Below are 26474 nucleotides of genomic sequence, written 5' to 3' on the forward strand. Positions count from 1 at the left end.
CGGTCTCAAACTGCCTGTCGGGCCGTGACGAACGCCGCGAGGCTGGCCACGTTGGTGAAGTGATTACGGGTGTCCTTGGCGTCGGCATCGATCTTGATGCCGTACTTTTTCTGGATCGCCAGGCCCAATTCCAGGGCGTCGACTGAATCCAGGCCAAGGCCTTCGCCGAACAGGGTTTGCTCGTTGCCGATGTCGCTCTCGCTGATGTCTTCCAGGCCCAGGGCCTCGATGATCAGCGTTTTTATGTCGTGCTCAAGGCTGTGTGGGTTGCTCATCTTCGGCGAGCTCCTTAATAAAATACTGGTGCAGGTAATCGTTGAGCTTGCGTGAAGCCTGGGGCGCGGGCCCTTGTGCGGCAAACGCCTGTGGTTCTATATCGGCACCCACGCGCAAACTGAAGTGAAAGCGACGATTCGGGATGCGATACCAGGGTTCGGCCTTGGTCAGGGTGGTGGGGCTGACCTTGATCACCACCGGCGTAATGATGCTCGCACCGCGCAGGGCAATGGCGGCGGCGCCGCGATGAAAGGTCGGTGCCTGGCCCGGTGAGGAGCGGGTGCCTTCCGGGAAAATGATCAGGGTCTGGCCGTCTCGCAGGGCATCGGCAGCGGCATCGAGCATGTCGGCGCTGCCATCGTTGCTGATGTAGCCTGCGTCGCGCACCGGCCCGCGAGTAAACGGGTTCTGCCACAGGCTCTGCTTGACCACGCAGTTGGTCTGGCGCATCTGGGCGATCAGGAACACCACGTCCACCAGAGATGGGTGGTTAGCGATGATCATCTGGCCCGGGCGGCCGAGCTTTTCTGCGCCTTCGACGCTGTAGGTCAGGATGCCCAGGCGATACATCATGCGAATAAACAGCCAGAACAGGCAGCTGATGGTGTGGCGCGCACGTCGTTGATGCTGTTTAGCGTTACCCGGCAGGCAACTGAGCAGCGGAAATACCAGCACGCGCAGGCACAGGCCGCCGAGGCCAAACAGGGCGAAGGCAGCGGCAGTGGCGAACAGGCGCCAGTAGTAGGCCTTCCGAGGCTTTTCGGTCAGGACTTGCGTTGCCAGTTCCATACTCGGTTCTTCCAGGCATGTTGGCAGGCGCCCTCTTCGTTCAGCAGGGTGCGCAGCAGGTTCAGGGCATGGGGCCACTGGGCTTTGGTGGTGGGTTGGACAGCGGCCGTATTCAGTTCCAGTTGCCACTCGTCGCCCGGTGTCAGCAGCAGGCCGAGGGCGTAGGGGAAGGGCACGTCGTCGATCCAGCGAGCATAGGCTTCGGGCGGTTGTTCCTCGGTAATGATCAGCAATACAGCCGGTGCGCCTTCATTCAAAAGGGCGGCGGCTTCGAGCATGCCGTGTTCCAGGCCGTCGCCGGCGGCGGCGAGGGCAGTCATTTCACTGGTTTCATTGCGCAGGATCGACCACAGGCCAATCACCGCGTTATGCACCGACAGGCTGAACTGGGTCGGCGACAGCGGCTCGTCGTTGGCCAGGTCGCTGAGAATATCGAGGGTGCGCGGGGTTTCGCCGTGACGGGAGACAAATACCAGCGGAAGTTGTTGCAGGCCTTCGGCCAGTGGCCAGCCCACGCTGAAGGCCATGCGCGCCAGGCGGCTCAGGCGTCGGCGCTGCATGGCCGGCAGGAACGATACGTCGGGAGCCACGTCGCTGCGGGCGGGCACTGTTGGCTGCTGGCACCATGCACGCCAGTCGTCCGCGCTTTCGAGCCCGGGAGCCCAGGCACGCCATTGGGCGATGTTGAAATTGATCACTGAGAAGTTATCCCGCCCCTGCGGGCTTCCTTGTGCGGCCATTGGCCCCGAATACGGGGACAGGGTGCAATCGCCGAATGGCGCGCATTATCCCGGTGCTGCGGGGTTCTAGCAAACTTTGGTAAAGAATTGTTCACGACTGATTACAAAATCGTTGAAATGAATTACTGATTGTCCGTCGTGGGAGTGGGGCACCGGGTGTCAGGTATTTCCTACTTTGTCAGGTTGGTGGGAAATTGTTGTGCGAGATAGAGCCTCTGATGCTGTAGTACAGAAGCGAACGAGGTAGCAAACCGGCGCTTTTGCCCTCTACACTCGGTCATTCATTGATACACGGAGGTTTTTCCATGCGGCGCGTGGTGTTCAACCAAAAAGGCGGTGTTGGCAAGTCCAGCATTGCCTGCAACCTGGCGGCGGTCAGCGCCAGCGAAGGCTATCGAACCCTGTTGGTGGACCTCGATGCCCAGGCCAATTCAACCCAGTACCTCACCGGGCTGACCGGCGACGATATCCCCATGGGAATCGCCGACTTCTTCAAGCAAACCCTGTCTTCCGGGCCGTTTTCGAAGAAGAACCAGGTGGATATCTACGAAACCCCGTTCGACAACCTGCACGTCATCACCGCTACCGCGGAACTGGCGGACTTGCAGCCCAAGCTCGAAGCCAAGCACAAGATCAACAAGCTGCGAAAGCTGCTGGATGAATTGAGCGAGGACTACGACCGGATCTACCTGGATACGCCGCCGGCGCTGAACTTCTATGCTGTTTCAGCGCTGATTGCCGCTGATCGTGTGTTGATCCCCTTCGATTGCGACAGTTTCTCCCGCCAGGCGCTGTATGGCCTGTTGGCAGAGATTGAAGAATTGAAGGAAGACCACAACGAAGGGCTGGAAGTGGAAGGGATCGTGGTCAACCAGTTCCAGGCCCGGGCGAGCCTGCCGCAGCAGATGCTGGATGAATTGATTGCCGAAGGGTTGCCGGTACTGCCGGTGTACCTGACCAGCTCGGTGCGCATGCGTGAATCGCACCAGGCGAACATGCCGCTGATCCACCTGGACCCACGGCACAAGCTGACACAGCAGTTTGTGGAGTTGCATAACCTGCTGGAAAACGCGTGATTTAGCAGGCAACACATCACCCATGTGGGAGCCTGCTTGTGTGGGAGCCGGGCTTGCCCGCGATGCAGTCAACTCGGTTTGTCAGTTACACCGAGGTGATGCTATCGCAGGCAAGCCAGCTCCCACATTGGTCTCTGTTCCTACAGGGAAATCGTCGTCTTGCGCCGTTGCCTACAGTTACGCCAGAATCCGCCGGCTTGTGCGTCTGGATGGGCGTCTCTAAGGTTGCTCGGTCGCTGATTTCTCAGTGATCGGGTTTAGTAGCCCGAGTGTTTGTCGTTAAGTGCATAAGCTTCATCTTTCAGGCGCTGAGTCTGTGCTTGATGGTAGCTGTGCGTAGGGCGTCTTCGGGCGCGCCGGCTTCGACATTTCCCGGTCTACTAACCTGCGTACAGCTGCCACCCTAATTCGTTTAGTAGCGATCAGATGGCGGCTCCAATCAGGAATGTCGACCATGTTTAAAACTACTCCAAATCCCCCGTCGTACCTTTTTACAGTCAGCCCCGGCCAAGCCACCGAAACCCTGATCCTCAACTCCTACGAAACCTTCTCCTCAGTCACCACCCTCTTGCTCGATCTTTCCGACGACCTCACCGGCAAGCAGCGCGATGTCGCGTTGGCCATTCATCAATTGAGCGAATTGGGCGTATTGCTGATGGGGCAAGTGATGGACCGGGGTGTCCCGTTACCTCAAACGCCCTGACTGCGCAGCCAGCTCATCAACTGCGGCAACGGAAAAGCTCCGCTCTGACGCGCCACTTCCCGGCCATTCTTGAACAGGATCAGGCTGGGAATCGAGCGAATCCCCAACTGAGCGGATAACTGCTGATTGGCCTCGCTATCGAGCTTGGCCAATCGGCACTTCCCGGCCAACTGCCCGGCGGCCTGCTCAAACACCGGCGCAAACGACTTGCACGGCCCGCACCATTCGGCCCACACATCCACCAGCAACGGCAGGTCGCCCTTGATCTGGCTGGTGTAGTCGCCTTGCTTCAACTCAAAGGATTTGCTCAGCAGCACCGGCTGCTTACAGCGCCCGCACTTTGGTGCATCGCCCAGGCGTTCGTTGGGGATGCGGTTAAGACCGTTGCAGTGGGGGCAGGGAATTACTAGAGAGTCGGGCATGCTGGGCTCCGTGAAAGTGGCCAATGGGTTCTATTTGGAGCCGGGAAGGGTGTTTATCAAGGTTCGACGCTAGTGACGTACGCGTTCACATTTTTGATGGTGTCTTCTATCGCGGCGTATCTAGGCTGTTGAAGAGCGCTTGGAATTGCGCCACTGGTCCGCCAAAGAATATCGCATATTGCGATATTTTTTCGGCAAGACTAACCTTCATAGCAAGATGCGATAAGGATGTTGCATGCGAGTGATCAGCGAAAAAAGGATATGGGAAGCGAAAGAAAGATGGCCGCATTCAGCCACAGCACTGGATGAGTGGTATCGCAGAATGAAACGCAACAGTCCCGCCGACTTTGCGTCGATGAAAGGAATGTTCCCTGCAACAGACAAAGTCGGGCAGTTCCATGTGTTTGACATCGGGGGCAATAAGCTGAGGTTGATTGCCTTCGTGCATTACCAAGTACAACGAATTTATATCAAGTACCTGTTCGATCACCGTGAATATGAGCAAGGTAAATGGAAGGAGAAAATCAGATGAGCGCACTCATCAGGCAGGCTGCCGAACACTGGCAATTTGTTTCGCCATTGCTGCGCAAGCCAAGAAACGAGGCGGACTACGATACCTTGGTCAGCGCCCTCGACGAATTGCTCGACCTGATAGGCGAAGATGAATCCAGCCCGCTCATGAGCCTGGTGGACATCCTCAGTGACTGGATCGAGGCCTACGACCTTGAACACCGCCCGATGCCCGTCGCCAGTGGGGTTGATGTATTGCGGTCAATGATGCGGGAGCACGGCTTGAACCAAAGTGATCTGCCAGGCGTTGGTACGCAATCAGTCGTTTCGGAAGTGCTGAGCGGTAAGCGCCAGCTCAACTTGCGTCAGATTCGTTGGCTGGCGGAGCGTTTTGGCGTTTCAGTGGAAACCTTCATTTAGCTCGCTTACGACGAACAACTAATCTCCAAATGCTTCCCCCAATCCGGCGGCCGCTGGGCGTATTGCTCCATCCCCGGCTGCTCTTCAAACGGTTTGGTCAGCACTTCATGCAGCCGGCGCACTTCGCTGTAATCCCCCAGCTCTGCCGCCTGGATGGCGTTCTGCGCCAGGTAATTGCGCAGGATATAAAGCGGATTCACCCCATGCATCCGCTCACGTCGCTGTTCTTCTGTGCCGCTGGCGTCACGCTCCACACGGGCTTTGTACAGGTCCGCCCATTCATCAAACCCCTTGAGGTCGAGAAAGTCGTCGCGCAACCGCGCCACGGCCAACGCGGCTGATTCATCCCCCAGCCGGCGGAAGAACAGGGTGTAGTCGACGCCGCTGTTCTGCATCAGTTGCAGCAGGCGCTCCACCAGTTTTTGATCGTCATCTTCGGCGGTGGTGAGGCCCAACCGGCGGCGCATCAGGTCCAGGTAGTGGGCCTGGAACAACGGCAGATACAGCCCCAGCGTTTCCCGCAGCGCCTCGACGCTGATAAACGGCGTCAACGCCTGGGCCAGTGCGCTCAGGTTCCACTGCCCGATCGGCACCTGGTTGCTGAAGGAATAGCGCCCTTCATGATCCGAGTGGTTGCAGATGAACTGCGCGTCAAAATCATCCAGGAACGCAAACGGCCCGAAGTCGAAGGTGATGCCGAGGATCGACATGTTGTCGGTGTTCATCACTCCGTGGCAGAACCCATAGGCCTGCCACTTGGCGATCAGCTCCGCATTACGTTCGACGATTTCACGGAACATCGCCAAATACGGCTCCGGCTGTTCCATGCATTCCGGGAAGTGCAGGGACAACACGTGCTCCGCCAATTGCTTCTGCAATTCAGGCTTCTTGGTGTAGTAGAAATATTCGAAATGCCCAAAGCGCACGTGGCTGTGGGCCAGGCGCAGCACCATGGCGGCGCGCTCCTGTTTCTCGCGCCACACTGGTGTGGTGGAACCGATCACACACAGTGCACGACTGCTTGGAATGCCCAGCGCATGCAGTGCTTCCGACGCCAGAAACTCCCGGATCGACGAGCGCAACACCGCACGACCATCGCCCATGCGCGAGTACGGGGTTTGCCCGGCGCCCTTGAGGTGCAGGTCCCAATGCTCGCCCGCTTCGTTGTAAACCTCGCCCAGCAGCAGTCCGCGCCCGTCACCCAACTGCGGGTTGTACGAGCCAAACTGATGCCCGGAATAGATCATCGCTCGCGGCTCGGCCTCGGCCCACAGCTTGTGCCCGCCGAACAGCTCGGCAAATACCGGTGTTTCGGCCACGGCAGGGTCGAGATCCAGCAGCGCCATGGCCGCTTCACTCGCTACCACTAAACGCGGTTCGTCGATGGGTTCGGGCAGCACATGGGTTGAGAAGCCGTCGCCCAGGCGGGCGAAGCGGTTGTCGAAGGTCAGTTCGTCGAGGGCTTTCAACGGCCATCTCCCAGCAGAATGTCCGACCATTCTGCTGGGGATAGCGCGTTTAGTCGAGTTTGGCGGGCGGCGGCTCGGGCAGGTCCTGGTCCTGGGCGGGCGGCAGGATGGTCCGGTTTTCTTCTTCCACCGGTACCAGCTTGTATTCCTGGCCATGCAGGTTTTTCAGGTAAACCTCCATCTGCCGGAACGAGATGTTGATGTGGTGGTTCTTGAACTCGCGGTTGATGAAGCGGTTGACCTCATCGATCACCGGGTTACGGTCGCCCAGATCCCGCACATGCATGCGCAGTTCGTGGTCGAGGGTACTTTCACCGAAGTTGAGGAAGTACACATGGGGTGCCGGGTCTTTCAGGACGCGCGGGTTTTCGGAGGCGGCCTTGAGCAACAGTTCCTTCACCAGGTCCAGGTCCGAGCCGTAATCCACGCCCAGTTTCAGGGTGACCCGGGTGATGGTGTCGGTCAGCGACCAGTTGATCAGTTGCCCGGTGATGAAGGTCTTGTTCGGGACAATGATGTCCTTGCGGTCGAAGTCGGTGATGGTGGTGGCGCGGATGCGGATCTTGCTCACCGTCCCAGACAGGTTGCCGATGGTGATGGTGTCGCCGATCCGTACCGGGCGCTCAAACAGGATCATGATGCCGGAGATGAAGTTGGCGAAGATCTCCTGCATCCCGAAGCCCAAGCCCACCGACAGCGCAGCCACCAGCCATTGCAACTTGTCCCAGCTCACGCCGAGGGTCGACAGGGTGGAAACAAAGCCGACACCGGCAATCACGTAGGACAGCAAGGTGGTGGTGGCGTAGGCGCTGCCCTGGGCCAGGTCCAGTTTCGACAACACCAATACTTCCAATAACCCGGGCAGGTTGCGCGCCAGGGCAAAGGTGATGCCGATGATAATCAGCGCCCCCAGCAAGTCGCCGATGCTGATGGGCACCATGCTGATATTGGCGCCGGTGCCGCTGGTGTATTCGTAGAGGGTAACGTTGTCCAGGTAGGAAAACACCGAGATCAAGTCAGACCACACCCAATACAGGGCGGCGATAAAGCCGCCGAGTAGGGCCAGGCGAATCAGTCGCATCGACTGTTCGTTGACCTGTTCGATGTCCAGGGTCGGCTCTTCGATCACCGCTTCACCATCACCCGCTTCCTTGGCGGCCTGGCGTTTGGCCAAGGCCCGCGCATAGGCCAGGCGCCGTGCAGCAACCCCCAGGCCACGGACGAAGGTGGCTTCGATTACCAGCCAGAACATCAGCAGGTAAAGGGTGTTGATCAGCCGGTCACTGAGCTTGAGAGCGGTGTAGTAGTAACCAAAGCACACGGCAATAAACAGTGCGACCGGTAGCGCGGTAAACATCAGGCCGACGGCTTTGCGAAACAGCGAGGCTTTTTCGTGGGTCGGGCTATTGAGCAGCAGGCGGCTGAGCAACCAGGCCATCAAGGCGTAGCAGGTCAGTACCACGCCGATGCCCAATACGTCGTCCGCCAGCGCCGCCGGTTGATGCTCGGCGATGGCCACCACGGCCACCAACGCCAGCACCACCAGCCCGAGCTTGCGGATCCAGCCCTGGAGGAATTCGACCTGGGGTTTTTCCCAGCGAAAGTGCAGCTCGGCGACGCCGCCGGGCGCGAGGATCCGATAGGCGGTGTAGAACACCAGCCATGCCTGGGCGATCTGCAGCAAGGCGGCGCCAAGGTTGGCGTTTTGCCCACGGGCATCGATCTGCAAGGCATAGCCGCACAGCGCTAGGCCCAGGGCCACCGGCATCGCCAGGGCGATGTTCACCAGGATCGCCACCGGCGTGTGCCACTGGCTGTCGCGCTTGAAGTGGCCGATGTCCATATGGATTTTTTTCAGCCGGGCATACAGGTAGCTGCGACGCCACAGCAGCGCGCCGATCAACAACAGCAACGGCAGGAACAGCAGCGGGCGCTGGGTCAGGCCGTCATACAGCTCGCTGACGCTGGACGCCCACGGCAAGGTGGTGACCTGTTTGCTCAGGTGCGCCGGTACGGTTTCCAGCCATTCGGTGTCCAGCGGCTTGTTGCTGGGAATCCAGAACATCTGCTCGTCGAGGGTCGCCCGTAATGTGCTGGCGGTGCTCAGCAGTTGTTTCTGATTCAGTTGCAGGGTGATGGATTCGTTGAGCAGCGCGCTCAGCTCCCGGCTCAGGCGCTCCAGCAGGTCGCTGCGGGTGATCGCCAGTTCCAGCAGGGTGCGGCGCAGTTGGGGTGTGACCTGGTCGGCGGGCTGGGTGGCTAGCAGACTGTCGACATAGGTGCTCGGGGTGCTGATCAGTTCGCGTTGTTGGTTGACCTCGAACTGGTACAGGCGAATGTTGGCGATGTCGTCCGCCAGGTCGCGGTCCACGGTCAGGCGCGGCAAGGCCTGCTTCTGTTTGTAGAGGATCTTGGACAGCAACAGGCTGCCCTTGAGCACGTTGATCTGCTCGTCCAGCGCTGAGTCGCTTTGGGTCACGCTGTCCAGTTGCTGCTTGGTTTGCAGGTTTTTCTGGGTCAGTTCATTGAGCCGGTCGGTACTTTTGAGCAGGTAGTCGGACAGTTTCAGGTTGGCCGCGCTTTCCGTGGCAAGCAGGCTGCTGCCACCGGCTTTCTGGGCTTCGATGGACTGCTGGGTCACGGTTTCCTGGGATTGGGCCAGGCGCTTCTGGTTGATCAGGGTTTGCAGGTCCTGGATTTCCTGCTCCAGGCGTCCGGTTTTTTCCAGCACCAGGTCGTGCTGGCTGTTGCCCAGGTCTTGCAGTTGGCTGTTGCCGGCCAGTTCCTGGCGGCGCAAAGGAATCAGTGCGTTGAGGGCGGCCAACTCGGCGTTCAGCTGGTTGCGCTGGTCACCGCTGAGAGTCTTGCCGTTGTCTTTGCCGGCCTTGAGCGTCGAGTTGATCTGCTGGATACGCGTCTGGCTGCTGCTGATTTCAGTCTGGGCGCGTTCCGGACGGGTCTGGGCGGCAATGGTCAGGCTGTTGGCGTCGGCCAGCTCCTTTTGCAGATCGCCTTGCTGGGTGGTGCGCTGCACCAGCAGTTGTTCAAGTTGCGGCACAGGCAAGGTGGCGTAGCGCTGGGCGACCGGAATCACCTTGGTGGCCTTGAGTCGGGTCAGTTCGCGCTGGTTTTCGACGGTCTGGCGCGGGGCGTCTTCCAGCTGGCGCTTGAGGTCTACCAGGCGCTGCTGATAGTCCTGCTGGTTGCCCAGGAAGGTGAGGGTCTGCTGCAGGATGGTTTGCAGCGCCTTCATGTCGGCGTCGGGCAGTTTGCGGTCCGGCAGCTTGTCCAGGGTTTGCTGGACGGAGTCGATGCTGGGCGGATCGGCAGCGTGTACGGTGCCGACGCAGAGAGTCAGGCCCAGCAGGGCAGTGGCGAGAAAAGTGCGCAGGGTTGTCATAGAGACCGGTCGAGCAAGGTGATAAATAGGGGGCGTCCTGACATCGACTGGCGCGCCGTCGCCCCGCAGTTTAGAGGAAGAGTCCGGGGCCCGGGCGACTTCCTTCGGGGAATCTGACGCCAACTTTGCCGATCTTGTTCCCGTCCATGACCGCAACGGTCCAGATGGTGTTGTTCCATTCCACCTGGTCGCCGACCACCGGCGCACCACCGACTTTCTGGGTGATGAAGCGGCTCAGTGGCATGTCCGGGTCGATGCCCTCGAGCTTGAGCCCGTACAGCGCCGAAACCGCGCCCAGCTGGGCGTCGCCTTCCAGTACGAAGTCGCCGAAGAAGCGCAGGTCGAGGCCCCGTTGTGGTGCCTGGCTGAACAGTTTGCCGAGGGCCGGCAAGTTGTGTTCATGGCCGATCACACACAACAAATCATCGACTTCCAGCACCGTACTACCCGACGGATGGAGCAGTTGCTGGCCACGAAACAGCGCGGCGATCCGCGTGCCTTCGGGCATTTTCAGTTCCCGCAGAGCGGCGCCGATGCACCATTTCTCGGCGCCCAGGCGGTAGACGAACAGCTCCCACTCGCTGGTGACGTGCACTTCCAGGGCGGCGCGGGAAATCGGCGCGGGCTCGGGCGGTACCGTCACTTTCAACAGTTTGGCTACCCAGGGCAGGCTCGTGCCTTGCACCAGCAACGACACCAGCACGATGAAGAACGCCAGGTTGAAGTACAGCTGCGCGTGGGGCAGGCCGGCCATCAGCGGGAACACCGCCAGAATGATCGGGACCGCGCCGCGCAGGCCTACCCAGGCGATAAACGCTTTCTCTCGACCGTGGAAGGCCTTGAACGGCAGCAGGCCGACGATCACCGACAGTGGCCGTGCGAAGAGAATCATCCACAGCGCCAGGCCCAGGGCCGGCAGCGCGATGGGCAGAAGATCATGGGGCGTGACCAGCAGGCCGAGCACCAGAAACATGCCGATCTGTGCCAGCCAGGCCATGCCGTCGAGCATATGCAAGATGCCATGGCGGCTGCGCACCGGACGATTGCCGATCACCAGGCCGCACAGGTACACCGCGAGGAAGCCGCTGCCGTGCAAGGCGTTGGTCAGGGCGAACACCACCAGGCCGCCGGAAATTACCAGGATCGGGTACAGGCCGTTGGCCAGGTTGATCCGGTTGACCATCTGCAGCATCAGCCAGCCGCCGCCCAGGCCGATGATGCCGCCGATACCGAACTCACGGATCAGGTGGCCCAGCAGGCTCCAGTGCAGGCCGGTCTGGCCGCTGGCAAGCATGTCGATCAGGGTGACGGTGAGGAACACCGCCATCGGGTCGTTGCTGCCGGATTCGATTTCCAGGCTGGCGGTGACCCGTTCGTTCAAGCCCTTGCCGCCCAGCAGCGAGAACACCGCCGCAGCGTCCGTGGAGCCGACGATGGCGCCGATCAGCAGGCCTTGAATGATGTTGAGGTTGAACAGCCAAGCGGCTGCCATGCCGGTGAGGCCGGTGGTAATCAGTACCCCGACCGTCGCCAGGGACAGCGCGGGCCAGAGCGCTACGCGAAAACTCGCCACCCGTGTTCGCAAGCCGCCATCGAGCAGGATCACGGCCAGGGCGAGGTTGCCCACGAGGTAGGCAGTCGGGTAGTTATCGAAGATGATGCCGCCGCCGTCGACGCCGGCGATCATGCCCACGGCCAGGATGATTACCAGGATCGGAATCCCCAGGCGGGACGAAAGAGAACTCACCAGAATGCTCGCACCTACCAGCAACGCGCCGATCAAGAACAGGCTGTTGATGGTCGTCGCATTCAAAGGCAGTACTCCATGAGCAGGAAAGACGAGGCGCAAACTGACCATGCAGTCTGCGTGCCAGCGATTCTAACCTGTTGAATTGCTGTGCTGTCAAAAAAGGTGTTGGGGATGTACACAGGTCAAATGTGGGAGCTGGCTTGCCTGCGATTGCGGTGTGTCAGTCACTGGAGATCGTGACTGTCAGATTGCTATCGCAGGCAAGCCAGCTCCCACAAAGTATCGCCTGTGTCAGTTAAAGCCTGAACCGCCCCACCATCCCGTTCAAATCCACCGCCAAACGCGACAGCTCGCTGCTCGCCGCACTGGTCTGGCTGGCGCCGGTTGCCGACTGCACCGACAAGTCACGAATGTTCACCAGGTTGCGATCCACTTCCCGCGCCACCTGAGCCTGCTCTTCAGCGGCGCTGGCGATCACCAGGTTGCGCTCGTTGATTTCAACGATGGCGGTGTTGATGGTATCCAGCGACATCCCCGCACCCTTGGCGATATTCAGCGTCGACTCCGCACGCTCGGTGCTGTTACGCATCGAATCCACCGCATGCTCGGTACCGGCCTGGATGCTGCCGATCATCCGCTCGATCTCGCTGGTGGACTGCTGGGTGCGATGGGCCAGGGCCCGCACTTCATCCGCCACCACCGCAAAACCACGCCCGGCTTCACCGGCACGCGCCGCTTCAATCGCTGCGTTCAGGGCCAGCAGGTTGGTCTGGTCGGCCAGGCCACGAATCACGTCCAGCACCTTACCGATGTCCCGGGATTCTTCCGCCAGGTTGCCGATCAGGGTCGCAGTGGCTTGTACGTCACTGCTCATGCGCTCGATGGCGCCGACGGTTTCCTGCACCAGGTCACGGCCATCGCCGGCCGAGGAGGTCGCGTTTTTCGAAGCTTCGGAGGTGCTGACCGCGTTGCGGGCCACTTCTTCAACCGCACTGGTCATCTCGTTGACGGCCGTGGCGGCTTGTTCGATTTCATTGTTTTGCTGAGTCAGGCCGCGGGCGCTTTCGTCGGTCACGGCGTTCAGTTCTTCTGCCGCGGAAGCCAGCTGGGTGGCCGAGCCGGCGATGCGCTGCAAGGTGTCCTTCAACTTGTCCTGCATCTTGGCCATCGCCAACAGCAGTCGGCCGGCTTCGTCGTTGCCTTCGACCTTGATCGGGCGCGTCAGGTTGCCTTCGGCAATTTCCTCAGCGGCGTCCAGGGCCTGGGCGATCGGCAGGGTGATGCTGCGGGTCAGCAACCAGGCGAACAGCATGGTCAGCGCCGTGGCCAGGATCAGCAGGATCACCACCAGCTCAAAGGCCATGTCGTATTGGTCGGCGGCTTGCTGGTTGGTGGCGGTGGCCATCTTGTTATTGATGTCCAGCAGGCGGTTCAGTACGGCGTTGACCTGTTCCGAGTTGTTCAGCAGCTCGGTGTTCAGCAGGGTACGCAGTTCGTCCACCTGATTGGCCCGGGACAGGCTCTTCATGCGTTCTTCGATCTGGTGGTACTGGCCCAAAAGACGCACGTACTCGTCATAGGCGGCGCGCTCTTCGCTGCTGTCGATCAGCTTCTCGTAGACCGCCTGCGCGGTACGAATCTGTTGATTGCGCACATCAAACGCTTCGAGGGTCTTTTGCTGGACGTCGGGCTCGCGGTTGGTCAGCAGGCGATAGGACAGCACCCGCAGGCGCAGGGTCAGCTGGGTGAACTCGTCCAGGGCGCGAATGCTCGGCACGCTGCTGAGGGTGATGTCTTCCGTCGCCGCGCGAATCTTGCTCATCTGGTTCAACGCGAACACGCCGAGAAACAACATCAGCGCGCCAATCAACGCGAAGCCGAGGAAGGCCCGCGGCGCGATATTCATATTACGAAGAGACATGCTGTGATCCTGGGGAGAAGCGCGATCCATGCGAGGTTTTGGGCGGGGTGTCCATGACCTATCGGTCATACGACTAAAGTCTTGAGGGGGTGCGCGCTTTTGTCGCAGTGCGGGACGGTCCGACGGGATTCAGGAACCAGATGCCATAAATGCAGTCACTAAGGCTCGAAAGCGTGGCCTGCCCTGTAAAATCAAGGCCCCGCGCCAGGGATAACCCTGGCATCCGAGGTGATTTTTCTTTATCGTCACCGCCCTTTGAAAAAGCCCGAGAAATCAAAATGTTAGAAGCATCCCTCAGCCAATTGGAACAACTGGTCAGTGACCTGGTACAGCAGAACCAGGATCTGCTGGGCACCAACGAATCCCTCAAGGCCGAACTGGCTCGCGCCAAGGATGAAAACGACAGCTTGCAGCTGAACCTGATGGAGCAGGAAGAAAAGCAGGGCGCCACCGCTGCCCGTATCCAGGCGTTGGTTGAGCGTGTGAGCGCAGGTCCTGTCAGCGCATGAATGAAGGGATAAAGGTCGTTTCGATTCTCGGTGAGGATTACTCGATCAAGGCACCGGAAGGGGAAGACAACACCCTCATGAGCGCCGTGACGATGCTCAAGGCATCCCTGGCCACCACCAAGAAAAAGTATCCGACGCTGATCGGTGACAAGCTATTGGTGCTGGCGGCGCTGAACCTGTGCGCCGAGCAGATCGAAATGCAAAAGCACCATCAGCAGGAACTCGACCGTTACCAAGAGCAAGTCAGCGCCACGGTCGAAGTGATTTCCAAGGCGATCGGACAGCCTTAGAACCACTCATCCTGCATCCCCAGGCACGTGTCATCACGTGCCTCTAGAATCGCCAGTTCATGATGGCAGCCCGGTATTTCCCACGTCAGGAAGTACCGGGCGGCCTGGAGCTTGCCCTTATAGAAGGCGACATCGGCAGCATTGCCCTTGGCCAGCCCTTCCTCGGCGCGAATCGCCTGTTCCAGCCAGCGCCAGCCAATCACCGTATGCCCGAACACTTTCAGGTACAGCGCCGAGTTCGCCAGGCTGCTGTTGACCTTGCCCTGGGCGAGATCCGTCAGCAGGCCGAGGGTGACCTCTTGCAGGCGCGTTACCAGCTGTTCCAGCGGTTCCCGTAAGGCAGTCAGTGACGGGTATACCTGTGCCCGCGCGCCGGTCTCGGCGATCAGGCGGATCAGTTGCTTCAAGCCCGCACCGCCGTTCTGCGCCAGCTTGCGCCCGAGCAAATCCAGCGACTGAATACCGTGGGTGCCTTCATGGATCGGATTCAGGCGATTGTCGCGGTAGTACTGTTCGACCGGGTATTCGCGGGTGTAGCCATGGCCGCCGAGGATCTGGATCGCCAGTTCGTTGGCTTTAAGGCAAAACTCCGACGGCCAGGATTTGACGATAGGCGTCAGCAGGTCCAGCAGTTCGTGGGCCTGTTTGCGCCCAGCTTCCGTTTCCAGGGTGGTGGTGTCGTCGAACAGGCGCGCGGCGTACAGGCCAAGGTCGAAGGCACCTTCCACGTAGGCTTTTTGGGTCAACAGCATGCGCTTGATGTCCGCGTGCTGAATGATCGACACCGGCGCAGTGTTCGGGTCCTTGCTGTCGGGCAGGCGGCCTTGCGGACGCTCGCGGGCGTATTCCAGGGAGTACAGGTAGCCGGCGTAACCGAGCATCACCGCGCCCATGCCCACGCCGATCCGCGCTTCGTTCATCATCTGGAACATGCAACTCAGGCCCTGATGCGGCTTGCCCACCAGGTAGCCGACACACTCGCCGTTATCGCCGAAATTCAGCGCGGTCGAGGTAGTGCCGCGCCAACCCATCTTGTGAAACAGCCCGGCCAGCAGCACATCATTGCGTTTGCCCAGGCTGCCGTCGTCGTTGACCAGGAATTTGGGCACGATAAACAGCGAAATGCCCTTCACCCCGGCGGGCGCGTCCGGCAGCTTGGCCAGCACCATGTGCACGATGTTTTCCGACAGCGGGTGATCGCCGCCGGAGATGAAGATCTTGTTGCCCTTGAGGTGATAGCTGCCGTCAGCCGCCGGCTCTGCGCGAGTACGAATGTCCGACAGCGACGAACCGGCGTGGGGCTCGGTCAAGGCCATGGTGCCGAAGAAACGGCCTTCGATCATCGGTTGCAGGAAGCGTTGTTTCTGCTCCTCGGTGCCGAAGCTCTCGATCAGGTTGGCGGCGCCCATGGTCAGGAACGGGTAGGACGTGGAAGCGGCGTTGGCCGACTGGAAGTGTGCAAAACAGGCCTGGGACAGCAGGGTAGGCAATTGCATGCCGCCGGCTTCGAAGCTGCGGGCCGCATTGAGAAAGCCGGCTTCGAGGAAGGCATCCACTGCCGGTTTCACTTCAGGAATCAGAATCGCCTGACCGTTCTCGTAGCGCGGTTCGTTCTCGTCACCCTTGCGGTTGTGGGGGGCGAAGAACTTCTCGGCAATGCTGCGGGCGGTGCCGATGGCGGCGTCGAAGGTCTCGCGGTTATGTTCGGCAAACCGCTCGCGCTGGGTCAGGCCCTCGGCATCGAGGACTTCGTACAGCTCGAAAGCCAGATTGCGGGAACTGAGCAGCGTCTCGGACATGGCGGCTTACCTGTGTGGGAATGGGCCTGAGTCTAAGTGCGCAAATAGAGGCTGGATAGCAAGATTGATCTGGGTGATGGAGGGGCAAAACGCGGCCGGAAGGTGGAACGCGGTCAATGTGGGAGCTTTTGTGGGAGCCGGGCTTGCCCGCGATGCAGGCACCTCGATGTGTCAGATACACCGAGGTGATGCCATCGCAGGCAAGCCAGCTCCCACATTTTGACCGCGTTCCGTCAGTTAGCCGATGGTCATCAGGCTGGCGTTACCGCCCGCCGCAGCGGTGTTGACGCTCAACGCTCGCTCGATCACCAGGCGCTCCAGGGCAATCCCGGTTTCGCCCGAAGACAACCCGTGAACCCCGACAATCGCCCCGCCACGCTTGGCCACTTGCTGGCAAACCCCGCGCAGTTGGTCGGAATCGCCGTGATGCAGCACGGCATCAAATACGGTTTCATCCTTGGTCCAGTCAGCCACCAGCTTGACCTTCGCCTGAAGCTCCTTCGGCAAACGTGCGAACACGGCCTTGGTCAATTCAGTCTCCGGCCATACCGCCGAGCCGCCGACTGCGAGTACCGCTGCCAGTTGCGTGAGCAGGTCGCCTTCCACTTCCGCCAGGCACAACACGTGCTCGCGGGGCAGGATGGCGTAGCTGTTGCGCTCGCCGGTCGGGCCGGCCAATTGGCGGGTGATGCCGCTTTGGGATTGCGCGGCGAACTGCACGCACAGGGCGCTCAAGTCGCTGAGCTTGTTGCTGTCGGCCCAGGCTCGCAGGGCGGTCAGCGGCTTGCTCATGGCATCCCGCAGGCGAACATCCGGTGCTGTCACGGCATCACCGCGAACGAAGGATTGCTCGATGGCATCGGTAGGACGGGTCGACAGCAGACGGTACAGGTACAGCGGACCGCCGGCTTTAGGACCGGTACCCGACAAACCTTCGCCGCCGAACGGCTGCACGCCGACCACGGCACCCACGATGTTGCGGTTAACGTAGACGTTACCGGCATGGACGTTGTCGATCACCTTGGCGATGGTCTCGTCGATGCGGGTGTGCACGCCCAGGGTCAGGCCGTAGCCGGAGGCATTGATCTGGCCGATAAGCTGGTCGATCTCTTTGCGCTTGTAGCGCACCACGTGCAGCACCGGGCCGAAGATCTCCCGTTGCAGCTCGTCGAAGCTTTCCAGTTCGATCAGGGTTGGCATCACGAAGGTGCCGCGCTTGATCTCTTCGCTATCGGCAATGGCGACCTGGTAAACGTTGCGACCTTTGTCGCGCATGGCCTGGATGTGTTTCTCGATGCCGGCCTTGGCTTCGGCGTCGATCACCGGGCCAATGTCCACCGACAGGCGCTCCGGGTTGCCGAGGCGGCATTCAGCCATGGCACCTTTAAGCATTTCGATGACGCGATCAGCGGAATCTTCCTGCAAGCACAGCACGCGCAGGGCCGAGCAGCGTTGCCCGGCACTGTCGAAGGCCGAGGACACTACGTCGATCACCACTTGTTCGGTGAGCGCCGAGGAATCGACGATCATCGCGTTCTGGCCACCGGTTTCGGCGATCAGCGGGATCGGACGACCCTGTGCATCCAGGCGGCCGGCGACGTTGCGTTGCAGCAGACGCGCGACTTCGGTTGAGCCGGTGAACATCACGCCCTTGACGCGCTCATCACCCACCAGGCGGGCACCGACGGTTTCGCCCTGGCCCGGCAGCAGTTGCAGCACGCCTTCCGGAATCCCGGCTTCCAGCAACAGGCGCACGGCTTGTGCGGCCACCAGTGGTGTTTGCTCGGCAGGCTTGGCCAGCACCGGGTTACCGGCGGCCAGTGCGGCGGCGACCTGGCCACTGAAGATCGCCAGCGGGAAGTTCCACGGGCTGATGCACACCACTGGGCCCAGTGGGCGGTGGGCGTCGTTGGTGAAATCGTTACGGGCCTGCACCGCGTAGTAACGCAGGAAGTCCACGGCTTCACGCACTTCGGCGATGGCGTTGGCGAAGGTCTTGCCGGCTTCACGGGCCAGCAGGCCCATCAGTGGCTGGATCTCGCCTTCCATCAGGTCAGCGGCGCGTTCGAGAATCGCGGCGCGTTCGGCGGGCGGGGTGGCCTGCCAGATGGGCCCGGCTTTCAGGGCGCACTGGATGGCGTTGTCGACGTCTTCAACAGTCGCTTCCTGTACGTGGCCGACCACGTCACGCAGATCCGACGGGTTCAACACCGGCGCAGCGGCTTCATTGCTGGAGGTGCAACCGAGCATCGGCGCGGCTTTCCAGTTGTTGTGGGCGGTGGCCAGCAAGGCGCAGGACAGCGACGCCAAACGGTGTTCGTTGGCCAGGTCGATACCGGCGGAGTTGGCGCGCTCGGCACCATACAGGTCGCGGGGCAGCGGGATACGCGGGTGCGGCAGGCCGAAGCCGCCTTCCAGCGTCGCCATCTGCTCGATGCTGGCCACTGGATCGGCCACCAACTCCTGGATCGAGATGGATTGGTCGGCGATGCGGTTGACGAACGAAGTGTTGGCGCCGTTTTCCAGCAGGCGACGCACCAGGTAAGCCAGCAATGTCTCGTGGGTGCCGACCGGTGCGTACACGCGGCACGGACGGTTCAGCTTGCCTTCGGAGACCTTGCCTACAACCTGCTCGTACAGTGGTTCGCCCATGCCGTGCAGGCATTGGAACTCGTACTGGCCGGGGTAATAGTTCTGGCCGGCGATGTGGTAGATCGCCGACAAGGTATGGGCGTTGTGGGTGGCGAACTGCGGGTAGATAACTTCCGGGACCGAGAGCAGTTTGCGTGCACAGGCAATGTAGGAAACGTCGGTGTACACCTTGCGGGTGTAGACCGGATAGCCTTCCAGGCCTTCGACCTGGGCGCGCTTGATTTCGCTGTCCCAGTACGCGCCTTTCACCAGGCGGATCATCAGGCGATGGCGGCTGCGGCGTGCCAGGTCGATCACGTAGTCGATCACATACGGGCAACGCTTCTGGTAAGCCTGGATCACAAAACCGATACCGTTCCAGCCGGTCAGTTGCGGCTCGAAGCACAGGCGTTCCAGCAGGTCGAGGGACAGCTCCAGGCGATCGGCTTCTTCGGCGTCGATGTTCAAACCGATGTCGTATTGCTTGGCCAGCAGGGTCAGCGATAGCAGGCGCGGGTACAGCTCGTCCATCACACGCTCGTACTGCGCACGGCTGTATCGCGGGTGCAGGGCCGAGAGTTTGATGGAGATGCCCGGGCCTTCATAAATCCCACGGCCGTGGGACGCTTTGCCGATCGAGTGGATGGCTTGTTCGTACGAGGCCAGGTATTTCTGGGCGTCGTGTTCGGTGAGTGCGGCTTCACCGAGCATGTCGTAGGAATAGCGGAAACCCTTGGCTTCGAACTTGCTCGCGTTGGCCAGGGCTTCAGCGATGGTTTCGCCGGTGACGAACTGCTCGCCCATCAGGCGCATCGCCATGTCGACGCCCTTGCGGATCATCGGCTCGCCGCTTTTGCCGATGATGCGGCTCAGGGACGACGTCAGGCCGGCTTCGTTGTGGGTGGCGACCAGTTTGCCGGTCAGCAGCAGGCCCCAGGTGGCGGCGTTGACGAACAGCGACGGGCTGTTGCCCAGGTGTGGGTGCCAGTTGCCGGTGCTGATCTTGTCGCGGATCAGCGCGTCGCGGGTGCCCTTGTCCGGGATGCGCAGCAGCGCTTCGGCGAGGCACATCAGCGCTACGCCTTCCTGGGACGACAGGGAAAATTCCTGCAGCAAGCCCTGGACGATGCCTGCACGGCCGCCGGCGCTTTTCTGATTGCGCAGTTTCTCGGCGATCGAAGAGGCGAGCTTGTTGGTGGCTTCGGCCATTGCCGCAGGCAGACGCGCCTGCTCAATCAGCATCGGTACCACTTCCGGTTCCGGGCGACGGTAAGCGGCGGTGATCGACGCGCGCAGCACCGATTGCGGCAGGATGCTCTCGGCGAACTCCAGGAAGCACTGGTGGGCGTGGTCGGTCTGGACCTCGCCGGCTTCTTCTGCGTCCTTGCTGGCCAGGCCGTTGAGCTCGGCCAGGGTTGCACCACCCTCGAGTTTCTCCAGGTAATTGAAAATCGCCTGCTTGATCAGCCAGTGCGGCGTGCGATCAATGGAGGTCGCGGCCGCCTTCAGGCGCTCGCGGGTCGGGTCGTCAAGTTTGACCCCAAGGGTGGTCGTAGCCATCTTTTTATCCTCATGGGTGCCACTACTGCGTGGCATCAGCTGGCGGCAAGATTAGCTTTGCGCCGAGAGAGGTGCAACCGGGTGCAACCTTTTTTATCCATGAAATTTTTGATGTTGATCGGGAAAAAATATCGGCGCAGCCGAATCGGCTGCGCCTTGGTGCATTTACTTCTGACTTTGGCTGCGCTTGCTCCGAAAAGGAGCAAAAACACGGTGTTTTCCGTAAAACACATCAAGGTGCAACTTATTCTCAAGAAACTGGTTGCACCTTATTTGCTTTGTTGAATAGCATTCGCGCCCAAGGTGCAACCTCTTACGGACGGTTCATCGGCTGATGGCTTTCCTGGGGAAACGTCAGTCATAAATGCGCGGCGTCAGGCTTCGTCTATCCACTAGCCAAGTGGGTGGCCGTCCGGACAGACCGCCGCTACATAAAAACAAAGCCAGGGCGTAACTCAATGAGCGTAAGTAATCCTACCCTGATCACATTTGTGATCTATATCGCTGCCATGGTGCTGATCGGCTTCATGGCCTATCGCTCCACCAACAACCTTTCCGACTACATCCTCGGCGGTCGCAGCCTCGGCAGCGTGGTCACCGCGCTCTCGGCCGGCGCCTCGGACATGAGCGGCTGGTTGCTGATGGGCCTGCCCGGCGCGATCTACATGTCTGGCCTGTCGGAAAGCTGGATCGCCATCGGCCTGATCGTCGGTGCCTACCTGAACTGGCTGTTTGTAGCCGGCCGCCTGCGGGTGCAGACCGAGCACAACGGCGACGCCCTGACCCTGCCGGATTATTTCTCCAGCCGTTTCGAAGATAAAAGCGGCCTGCTGCGGATCATCTCTGCGGTGGTGATCCTGGTGTTCTTCACCATTTACTGCGCTTCCGGCATCGTTGCCGGCGCCCGCCTGTTTGAAAGCACCTTCGGCATGTCCTACGAGACCGCGCTGTGGGCCGGTGCTGCGGCGACCATTGCCTACACCTTCGTGGGTGGTTTCCTGGCGGTGAGCTGGACTGACACCGTACAAGCCACGCTGATGATCTTCGCCCTGTTGCTCACGCCGATCATCGTGCTGCTGGCCACCGGTGGCGTCGACACCACCTTCCTGGCGATCGAAGCGCAGAACCCTGACAACTTCAACATGCTGAAAAACACCACCTTCATCGGCATCATCTCGCTGATGGGCTGGGGCCTGGGTTACTTCGGCCAGCCGCACATCCTCGCGCGCTTCATGGCGGCGGATTCGGTGAAGTCGATTGCCAAGGCGCGTCGCATCTCCATGACCTGGATGATCCTGTGTCTGGGCGGTACCGTGGCCGTGGGCTTCTTCGGTATCGCCTACTTCTCGGCGCACCCGGAAGTCGCTGGTCCCGTGACCGAGAACCACGAGCGTGTGTTCATCGAGCTGGCCAAGTTGCTGTTCAACCCATGGATTGCCGGTGTGCTGCTGTCGGCCATCCTGGCTGCCGTGATGAGCACCCTGAGCTGCCAGTTGCTGGTGTGCTCCAGCGCCCTGACCGAAGACTTCTACAAAACCTTCCTGCGCAAAAACGCCTCCCAGGTTGAGTTGGTGTGGGTCGGTCGCGCCATGGTGCTGCTGGTGGCGCTGATCGCCATCGCCATGGCCGCCAACCCGGAAAACCGCGTACTCGGCCTGGTGAGCTACGCCTGGGCTGGTTTCGGTGCTGCGTTCGGTCCCGTGGTGCTGATCTCCGTCCTGTGGAAAGGCATGACGCGTAATGGCGCACTGGCCGGCATCCTGGTGGGTGCGATCACTGTGATCGTGTGGAAGCACTTCAGCCTGTTTGGCCTGTACGAAATCATCCCGGGCTTCATCTTCGCGAGCCTGGCGATCTACTTCGTGAGCAAGCTGGGTGCTCCGACGACTGGCATGCTTCAGCGGTTTGACGCGGCCGAGGCGGATTACAACCTAAACAAGTAATCGGCGGGGGCTTGAATGCCCGCCCATAAAAAGCGGCCCGCATCCCATGGATGACGGGCCGTTTTTTATGGGCGGGATTCAAGGGGAACGGATAGGACCAGGGTGCTCACGGCGTAGGGATTTACTGATTTGCCTGCAGCACACTCAGCTCGGCAAACGGCTGGTGCAGAATCGGCCACCCACTACTCGCAGAGAAACACCGGATGTTCGCTCCTGCCAATCAAAGTGCTTTTACCCTGACCCTCGACGGCGTGCCCAGTGATCTCAAGGTTTTTGAGTTCAAGGGCAACGAAGCCATCAGCGAGCCTTATCGCTTTGACCTTGAACTGGTCAGCGACCAGCCGGACCTTGACCTTGAAAGCCTGCTGCACCGCCAGGCCTTCTTGAGCTTTGATGCCCAGGGGCATGGCATTCACGGCCAAATCTACCGCGTTGCCCAGGGCGATTCCGGCAGGCGCCTGACCCGCTACCAGATCAGCCTGGTACCACGCCTGGCGTACCTGCAACACAGCAGCCACCAGCGTATTTTCCAGCACCAGAGCGTGCCGCAGATCATCAAGCAGGTGCTGGAGGGGCAGGGCATCCACGGCGATGCTTTCGAATTCAGATTGGGTGGTGTGTATCCCGAGCGTGAGTACTGCGTGCAGTTTGGTGAGAGCGATTTGGGGTTTATCCAGCGGCTGTGTGCCGAGTTGGGGATTCACTACCATTTCCATCACAACCCCGACGGGCACCTGTTGGTGTTTGGTGATGACCAGGCGGTATTCGCTCAGGACGAGCACCCAACCGACTATGCGCCTGGCACCGGAATGGTCGCCGATACGCCCGTGATCAAGCGCTTTTCGGTCCGCCTGGAGGCCCGGACGACGGGTGTCAATTTGCGGGACTACGATTTCCGCAAGCCGCGACTGCAGCTGGAAAGTGAAGTACTCGGCGAGCAGCTTCCGTCCCTGGAAGATCACGAATACCCCGGACACTTCACTGATAGGGCTCACTCACGGCAAGCACTTGGCACAACGTGCTCTTGAGCGACGGCGCGGCGACTATCGCCAGGCCCACGGCAGTGGTGATCAACCGTCGTTGGTCAGTGGTCAGTTTTTCAGGCTGGCAGCGCACCCGCGTGAGGAGTGGAATGATCTGTGGCTGGTGACTCGGGTCGTTCACTTCGGTAGTCAGCCTCAAGTACTTGAGGAGTCTGTGGGTAGTGGGGCGCTCCAGGGATACAGCAACACCTTCGTCGCCACGCCATGGGACACGGCGTTTCGGCCCACGCTGCCGCCGCTACGCACTCGCATTTCCGGTTACCAGAACGCGGTGGTCACCGGCCCCGTCGACAGTGAAATCCATTGTGATGAATACGGCCGGGTCAAGGTGCAACTGGCCTGGGATCGCGTCGGAGAAAACAATGAGCATTCCAGCTGCTGGTTGCGAGTGGCCAGTGGCTGGGCCCATGAGCATTACGGCGCGGTGTTGATCCCGCGGGTAGGCATGGAGGTGCTGGTGGGCTTTGTCGATGGCGACGCCGACACGCCGCTGGTGGTCGGCTGCCTGGCCAATGCGGCGACGCCTGTGCCGTTGGACCTGCCGGCGGACAAGACCCGCAGCATCTTCCGCAGCCAGACCAGCCCCGGTGGCGGTGGCTACAACGAGCTGCGCATCGAGGACCGCAAGGGTGCCGAGGAAATCTACCTGCGTGCCCAGCGCAACTGGACCCAGCATGTGCTACACGACCAGCACATGCAGGTCGACAACCAGCGCAACGTAATCGTCAAAGGCCTGGATCGTCACGAGCTTCAGGGCGAAGAACTGCGCACCACCCACGGCAACCGACTGACCGAACTCAAGCAGGACGATCACCTCATGATCGCCGGCTCCCAGCAGGTGCGTGCCGGGTTCACCGTTCACATCGGCGCCGGGCAACGTATTGTTATCGATGCAGGCGCCAGCGTGACCCTTCAGGCTGGCGGGCACTGGATTAATGTTTCAGCGGACGGGATTTTCAGCAGCACCGAGGTCCAGCTTGGCGGTTCACCGGCATCGGCCGGAGCGCTGCTGACGCCGGGGCTGCAGGAAAAGGTGCTGGCTGTCATAGCGGCACCGTTGAGTGCTGTGCAGGTGTCCAGCCTGAAACGCAGTGCGCCCTTTTGCGAAGAGTGTGAGCGCTGCAGGAATGGTGTGTGTGATACGCCTCTACATCGCAGCGCATCCCTCCCCGGAGGTGCGCCATGATTGCCCCCGGGCAGTGGCTTGAGGCTGCACCCTTGCAAGAGGGCGAGCAGTTGTTTGCAGTGTTGGGCAATGCCAGCGACTGCAAGCCGCTTGAAGCCTGGCGTCGTACCAGTGGTGGCTCGCTCAGTCCAATCTGGGCGGGAAGCGAATATGCGGCATGGGATGAAGTCATGCCCTACGTTGCGGTGGTTGCCGTTGAAAGTGCTTTTCTGAAATGGGCCGGCGAATGCGAAGGTACTGACTGGGGATGGTTGGCTGTATCGTCCTGTCCTGTGCAAACCGTCGTCGAGCATCTGCGCAGCCTGACCAAGGTAATGTTGCCGGAAGGGCAGGCGGTGTTCTTTCGCTTCTGGGACGGCGCCTATGTACTGCCTGTTTTGCAGGCACTGGGGCCGCAGGCAAAGGCGTTGCTCCCGGTGTTCAGTCGCTACTGGATCAATGGTCACCAGCTTGAGGTAGCAGTCACAACGGTGGGAGCGGCAAAGCCAAGCCCGTGGTGGCAAGTGCCGCCGCAGGTTCTCCAGCACTTGAGTGAGCAATCGAGAGTCACGCTGGTGGACAATCTGCTGCAATGGCTGGAAGAACAACGCCCGGACCTGCACGGTGCCTTTGCGCCGGCGACCTTGAAGCACAAGGTCGCTCACTTCGTGCACCGGCCGGATGTCAGTCATCAGGCGCTGGCTGCCTGGCTGGGCTCAGAGTTGGGTTGAAGCCAAAGACTGCTGCAAGTCCTCGATCAGGTCCTCAATCGCCTCAATGCCGACTGACAGGCGAATCATCTCCGGCTTCACCCCGGCTTTCGCCTGCTCCTGTTCATTCATTTGACGGTGGGTGGTGGACGCCGGATGGCAGGCCAGGGACTTGGCATCGCCGATGTTCACCAAGCGCTTGAAGATTTGCAGTGAGTCATAGAAACGTACGCCGGCCTCATAACCGCCCTTCAGGCCGAAGGACAGAATCGCCGACGGCTTGCCCTGCATGTATTTCTGCGCCAGATGGTGGTGTGGGTGATCCGGCAGGCCGGCGTAGCTGACCCACTCCACCAGCGCGTGGTCTTGCAGGAAGTGGGCAATCTTCAAGGCGTTTTCGGTGTGGCGCTCCATGCGCAGGGCCAGGGTTTCCAGGCCTTGCAGCAGCAGGAATGCATTCATCGGGGCCAAGGCTGCGCCGGTGTTGCGCAGGGGGACGGTGCGGGCGCGGGCGATGAACGCCGCTGGGCCGAATTTTTCGGTGTAGACCACGCCGTGATACGCCGGCTCGGGCTGGTTGAGGCCGGGGAATTTCTCCGGGTATTGAGTCCAGGGAAAGGTGCCGCTGTCGACGATCACGCCACCCAGCGAGTTGCCGTGACCGCCGACGTACTTGGTCACCGAATGCACGACGATGTCCGCGCCGAACTGGATCGGCTTGCACAGGATCGGCGTGGCCACGGTGTTGTCCACCATCAGCGGCACACCTCGGGCGTGGGCGACGTCGGCGAGGGCTTCGATGTCGATGATATTGCCTGCCGGGTTGCCGATGCTTTCGCAGTACACCAGCTTGGTGTTGTCATCGATCAGCTCGGCGATGGCTGCGGCAGAGTCGTCACGGGCGAAGCGCACGTCGACGCCGAAACTCGGCAGCAAATGGGCGAACAGGGTGTAGGTGCCACCGTACAGCTGCGGGGTGGTGACGATGTTGTCACCGGCACGGGTCAAGGTCTGGATTGCATAGTGAATCGCCGCGCTGCCGGCTGACACCGCCAGGGCCGCGATGCCGTCTTCCAGCGCCGCGATGCGTTGCTCCAGCACGTCGTTGGTGGGGTTCATGATGCGCGTGTAGATATTGCCGGGTACGTCGAGGTTGAACAGGTCGGCGCCGTGCTGGGCGTTATCGAATTCGAAAGCGACGTTCTGGTAGATCGGCACGGCGACGGCCTTGGTGGTCGGGTCCGACTTGAAGCCGTGGTGCAGGGCGATGGTGGCGTCTTTCATGAGTTGTTATGACCTCCATGGATAATTGCTCGCCACAATAAATCCGCTTTCGCGCCGGCGATTA

20 protein-coding genes and 1 pseudogene are annotated in these 26474 nt (G+C 60.7%); 10 read left to right on the forward strand and 11 right to left on the reverse strand.

The window, feature by feature from the left end:
* Positions 1–5 precede the first annotated feature (5 nt).
* The 3 genes from K0H47_RS05475 to K0H47_RS05485 are packed head-to-tail and all read right to left on the reverse strand — an operon-like array spanning position 6 to position 1763.
* A complete protein-coding gene (locus K0H47_RS05475) occupies positions 6–275 on the reverse strand; it encodes a phosphopantetheine-binding protein (RefSeq protein WP_219272138.1) in 270 nt (89 codons plus the stop codon).
* Positions 253–1065, reverse strand: coding sequence for a 1-acyl-sn-glycerol-3-phosphate acyltransferase (locus tag K0H47_RS05480; RefSeq protein WP_219272140.1), 813 nt, complete (start codon positions 1063–1065; stop codon positions 253–255). The genes K0H47_RS05475 and K0H47_RS05480 overlap by 23 nt, the downstream gene beginning before the upstream one ends.
* Positions 1041–1763 (reverse strand): beta-ketoacyl synthase chain length factor, encoded by a 723-nt coding sequence (locus K0H47_RS05485; protein WP_063033447.1) that lies wholly within the window; start codon positions 1761–1763, stop codon positions 1041–1043. The genes K0H47_RS05480 and K0H47_RS05485 overlap by 25 nt, the downstream gene beginning before the upstream one ends.
* A 347-nt stretch (positions 1764–2110) precedes the next feature.
* Here K0H47_RS05485 and K0H47_RS05490 point away from each other — a divergent pair, with 347 nt between their 5' ends.
* Both K0H47_RS05490 and K0H47_RS05495 read left to right on the forward strand, forming a co-directional pair.
* Positions 2111–2881: a ParA family protein gene (locus K0H47_RS05490; RefSeq protein WP_003209397.1), complete on the forward strand. Its 771-nt coding sequence runs from the start codon at positions 2111–2113 to the stop codon at positions 2879–2881.
* 454 nt (positions 2882–3335) lie between these two features.
* A complete protein-coding gene (locus K0H47_RS05495; protein WP_219272141.1) occupies positions 3336–3584 on the forward strand; it encodes a DUF6124 family protein in 249 nt (82 codons plus the stop codon).
* Here the strand turns inward: K0H47_RS05495 and trxC are convergent.
* Complete coding sequence (trxC, locus tag K0H47_RS05500) at positions 3572–4006, reverse strand: thioredoxin TrxC (RefSeq protein WP_177025883.1); 435 nt, start codon at positions 4004–4006, stop codon at positions 3572–3574. The two genes, K0H47_RS05495 and trxC, sit on opposite strands and share 13 nt — an antisense overlap.
* A gap of 235 nt (positions 4007–4241) precedes the next feature.
* On the opposite strand from trxC, the gene K0H47_RS05505 reads away from it, so the two are divergent.
* Complete coding sequence (locus K0H47_RS05505; protein ID WP_093202502.1) at positions 4242–4538, forward strand: type II toxin-antitoxin system HigB family toxin; 297 nt, start codon at positions 4242–4244, stop codon at positions 4536–4538.
* Complete coding sequence (locus tag K0H47_RS05510; protein ID WP_063033443.1) at positions 4535–4936, forward strand: type II toxin-antitoxin system HigA family antitoxin; 402 nt, start codon at positions 4535–4537, stop codon at positions 4934–4936. Before K0H47_RS05505 ends, K0H47_RS05510 begins: the two co-directional genes overlap by 4 nt.
* Before the next feature lie 5 nt (positions 4937–4941).
* Here the strand turns inward: K0H47_RS05510 and selO are convergent, their stop codons facing one another.
* From selO to K0H47_RS05530, 4 genes are all read right to left on the reverse strand, one after another.
* Positions 4942–6405, reverse strand: coding sequence for a protein adenylyltransferase SelO (gene selO, locus K0H47_RS05515; RefSeq protein ID WP_219272143.1), 1464 nt, complete (start codon positions 6403–6405; stop codon positions 4942–4944).
* Positions 6406–6454: 49 nt separating this feature from the next.
* Complete coding sequence (gene mscK, locus K0H47_RS05520) at positions 6455–9805, reverse strand: mechanosensitive channel MscK (RefSeq protein ID WP_063033441.1); 3351 nt, start codon at positions 9803–9805, stop codon at positions 6455–6457.
* A gap of 70 nt (positions 9806–9875) precedes the next feature.
* Positions 9876–11618 (reverse strand): potassium/proton antiporter, encoded by a 1743-nt coding sequence (locus K0H47_RS05525; RefSeq protein ID WP_008439183.1) that lies wholly within the window; start codon positions 11616–11618, stop codon positions 9876–9878.
* A 232-nt stretch (positions 11619–11850) separates the two neighbouring features.
* The gene (locus K0H47_RS05530; RefSeq protein WP_063033440.1) at positions 11851–13476 is read right to left on the reverse strand and encodes a methyl-accepting chemotaxis protein; all 1626 of its coding nucleotides are present in this window, start codon (positions 13474–13476) and stop codon (positions 11851–11853) included.
* A 278-nt stretch (positions 13477–13754) separates the two neighbouring features.
* On the opposite strand from K0H47_RS05530, the gene K0H47_RS05535 reads away from it, so the two are divergent.
* Positions 13755–13985 (forward strand): hypothetical protein, encoded by a 231-nt coding sequence (locus tag K0H47_RS05535; RefSeq protein ID WP_003209413.1) that lies wholly within the window; start codon positions 13755–13757, stop codon positions 13983–13985.
* Positions 13982–14275, forward strand: coding sequence for a cell division protein ZapA (locus tag K0H47_RS05540; RefSeq protein WP_017478279.1), 294 nt, complete (start codon positions 13982–13984; stop codon positions 14273–14275). The genes K0H47_RS05535 and K0H47_RS05540 overlap by 4 nt, the downstream gene beginning before the upstream one ends.
* On the opposite strand, the gene K0H47_RS05545 is transcribed toward K0H47_RS05540, so the two are convergent.
* Entirely contained in the window at positions 14272–16074 is a 1803-nt protein-coding gene (locus K0H47_RS05545) for an acyl-CoA dehydrogenase (RefSeq protein WP_219272145.1), read from the reverse strand. The two genes, K0H47_RS05540 and K0H47_RS05545, sit on opposite strands and share 4 nt — an antisense overlap.
* Before the next feature lie 237 nt (positions 16075–16311).
* The gene (gene putA, locus K0H47_RS05550; protein WP_219272147.1) at positions 16312–20265 is read right to left on the reverse strand and encodes a trifunctional transcriptional regulator/proline dehydrogenase/L-glutamate gamma-semialdehyde dehydrogenase; all 3954 of its coding nucleotides are present in this window, start codon (positions 20263–20265) and stop codon (positions 16312–16314) included.
* Between the two features lie 29 nt (positions 20266–20294).
* On the opposite strand from putA, the gene K0H47_RS05555 reads away from it, so the two are divergent.
* The 4 genes and pseudogenes from K0H47_RS05555 to K0H47_RS05570 all read left to right on the forward strand — a co-directional run bounded on the left by K0H47_RS05555 (position 20295) and on the right by K0H47_RS05570 (position 25147).
* Positions 20295–20600, forward strand: a complete 306-nt coding sequence (locus K0H47_RS05555; RefSeq protein ID WP_219272148.1) for a hypothetical protein — start codon at positions 20295–20297, stop codon at positions 20598–20600.
* A 123-nt stretch (positions 20601–20723) separates the two neighbouring features.
* Entirely contained in the window at positions 20724–22208 is a 1485-nt protein-coding gene (gene putP / locus K0H47_RS05560; RefSeq protein WP_063033437.1) for a sodium/proline symporter PutP, read from the forward strand.
* Between the two features lie 203 nt (positions 22209–22411).
* A pseudogene (locus K0H47_RS05565) lies at positions 22412–24437 on the forward strand (type VI secretion system tip protein VgrG).
* Positions 24434–25147, forward strand: a complete 714-nt coding sequence (locus K0H47_RS05570) for a DUF4123 domain-containing protein (protein WP_219272150.1) — start codon at positions 24434–24436, stop codon at positions 25145–25147. Before K0H47_RS05565 ends, K0H47_RS05570 begins: the two are co-directional and overlap by 4 nt.
* Here the strand turns inward: K0H47_RS05570 and K0H47_RS05575 are convergent.
* Positions 25133–26410, reverse strand: a complete 1278-nt coding sequence (locus tag K0H47_RS05575; RefSeq protein ID WP_219272152.1) for an O-acetylhomoserine aminocarboxypropyltransferase/cysteine synthase family protein — start codon at positions 26408–26410, stop codon at positions 25133–25135. The genes K0H47_RS05570 and K0H47_RS05575 overlap by 15 nt on opposite strands.
* Between the last annotated feature and the right edge of the window lie 64 nt (positions 26411–26474).

The sequence above is a fragment of the Pseudomonas sp. Xaverov 83 genome (genome assembly GCF_019352905.1).
In the GTDB taxonomy this organism is placed as follows: Bacteria; Pseudomonadota; Gammaproteobacteria; order Pseudomonadales; family Pseudomonadaceae; genus Aquipseudomonas; species Aquipseudomonas yamanorum.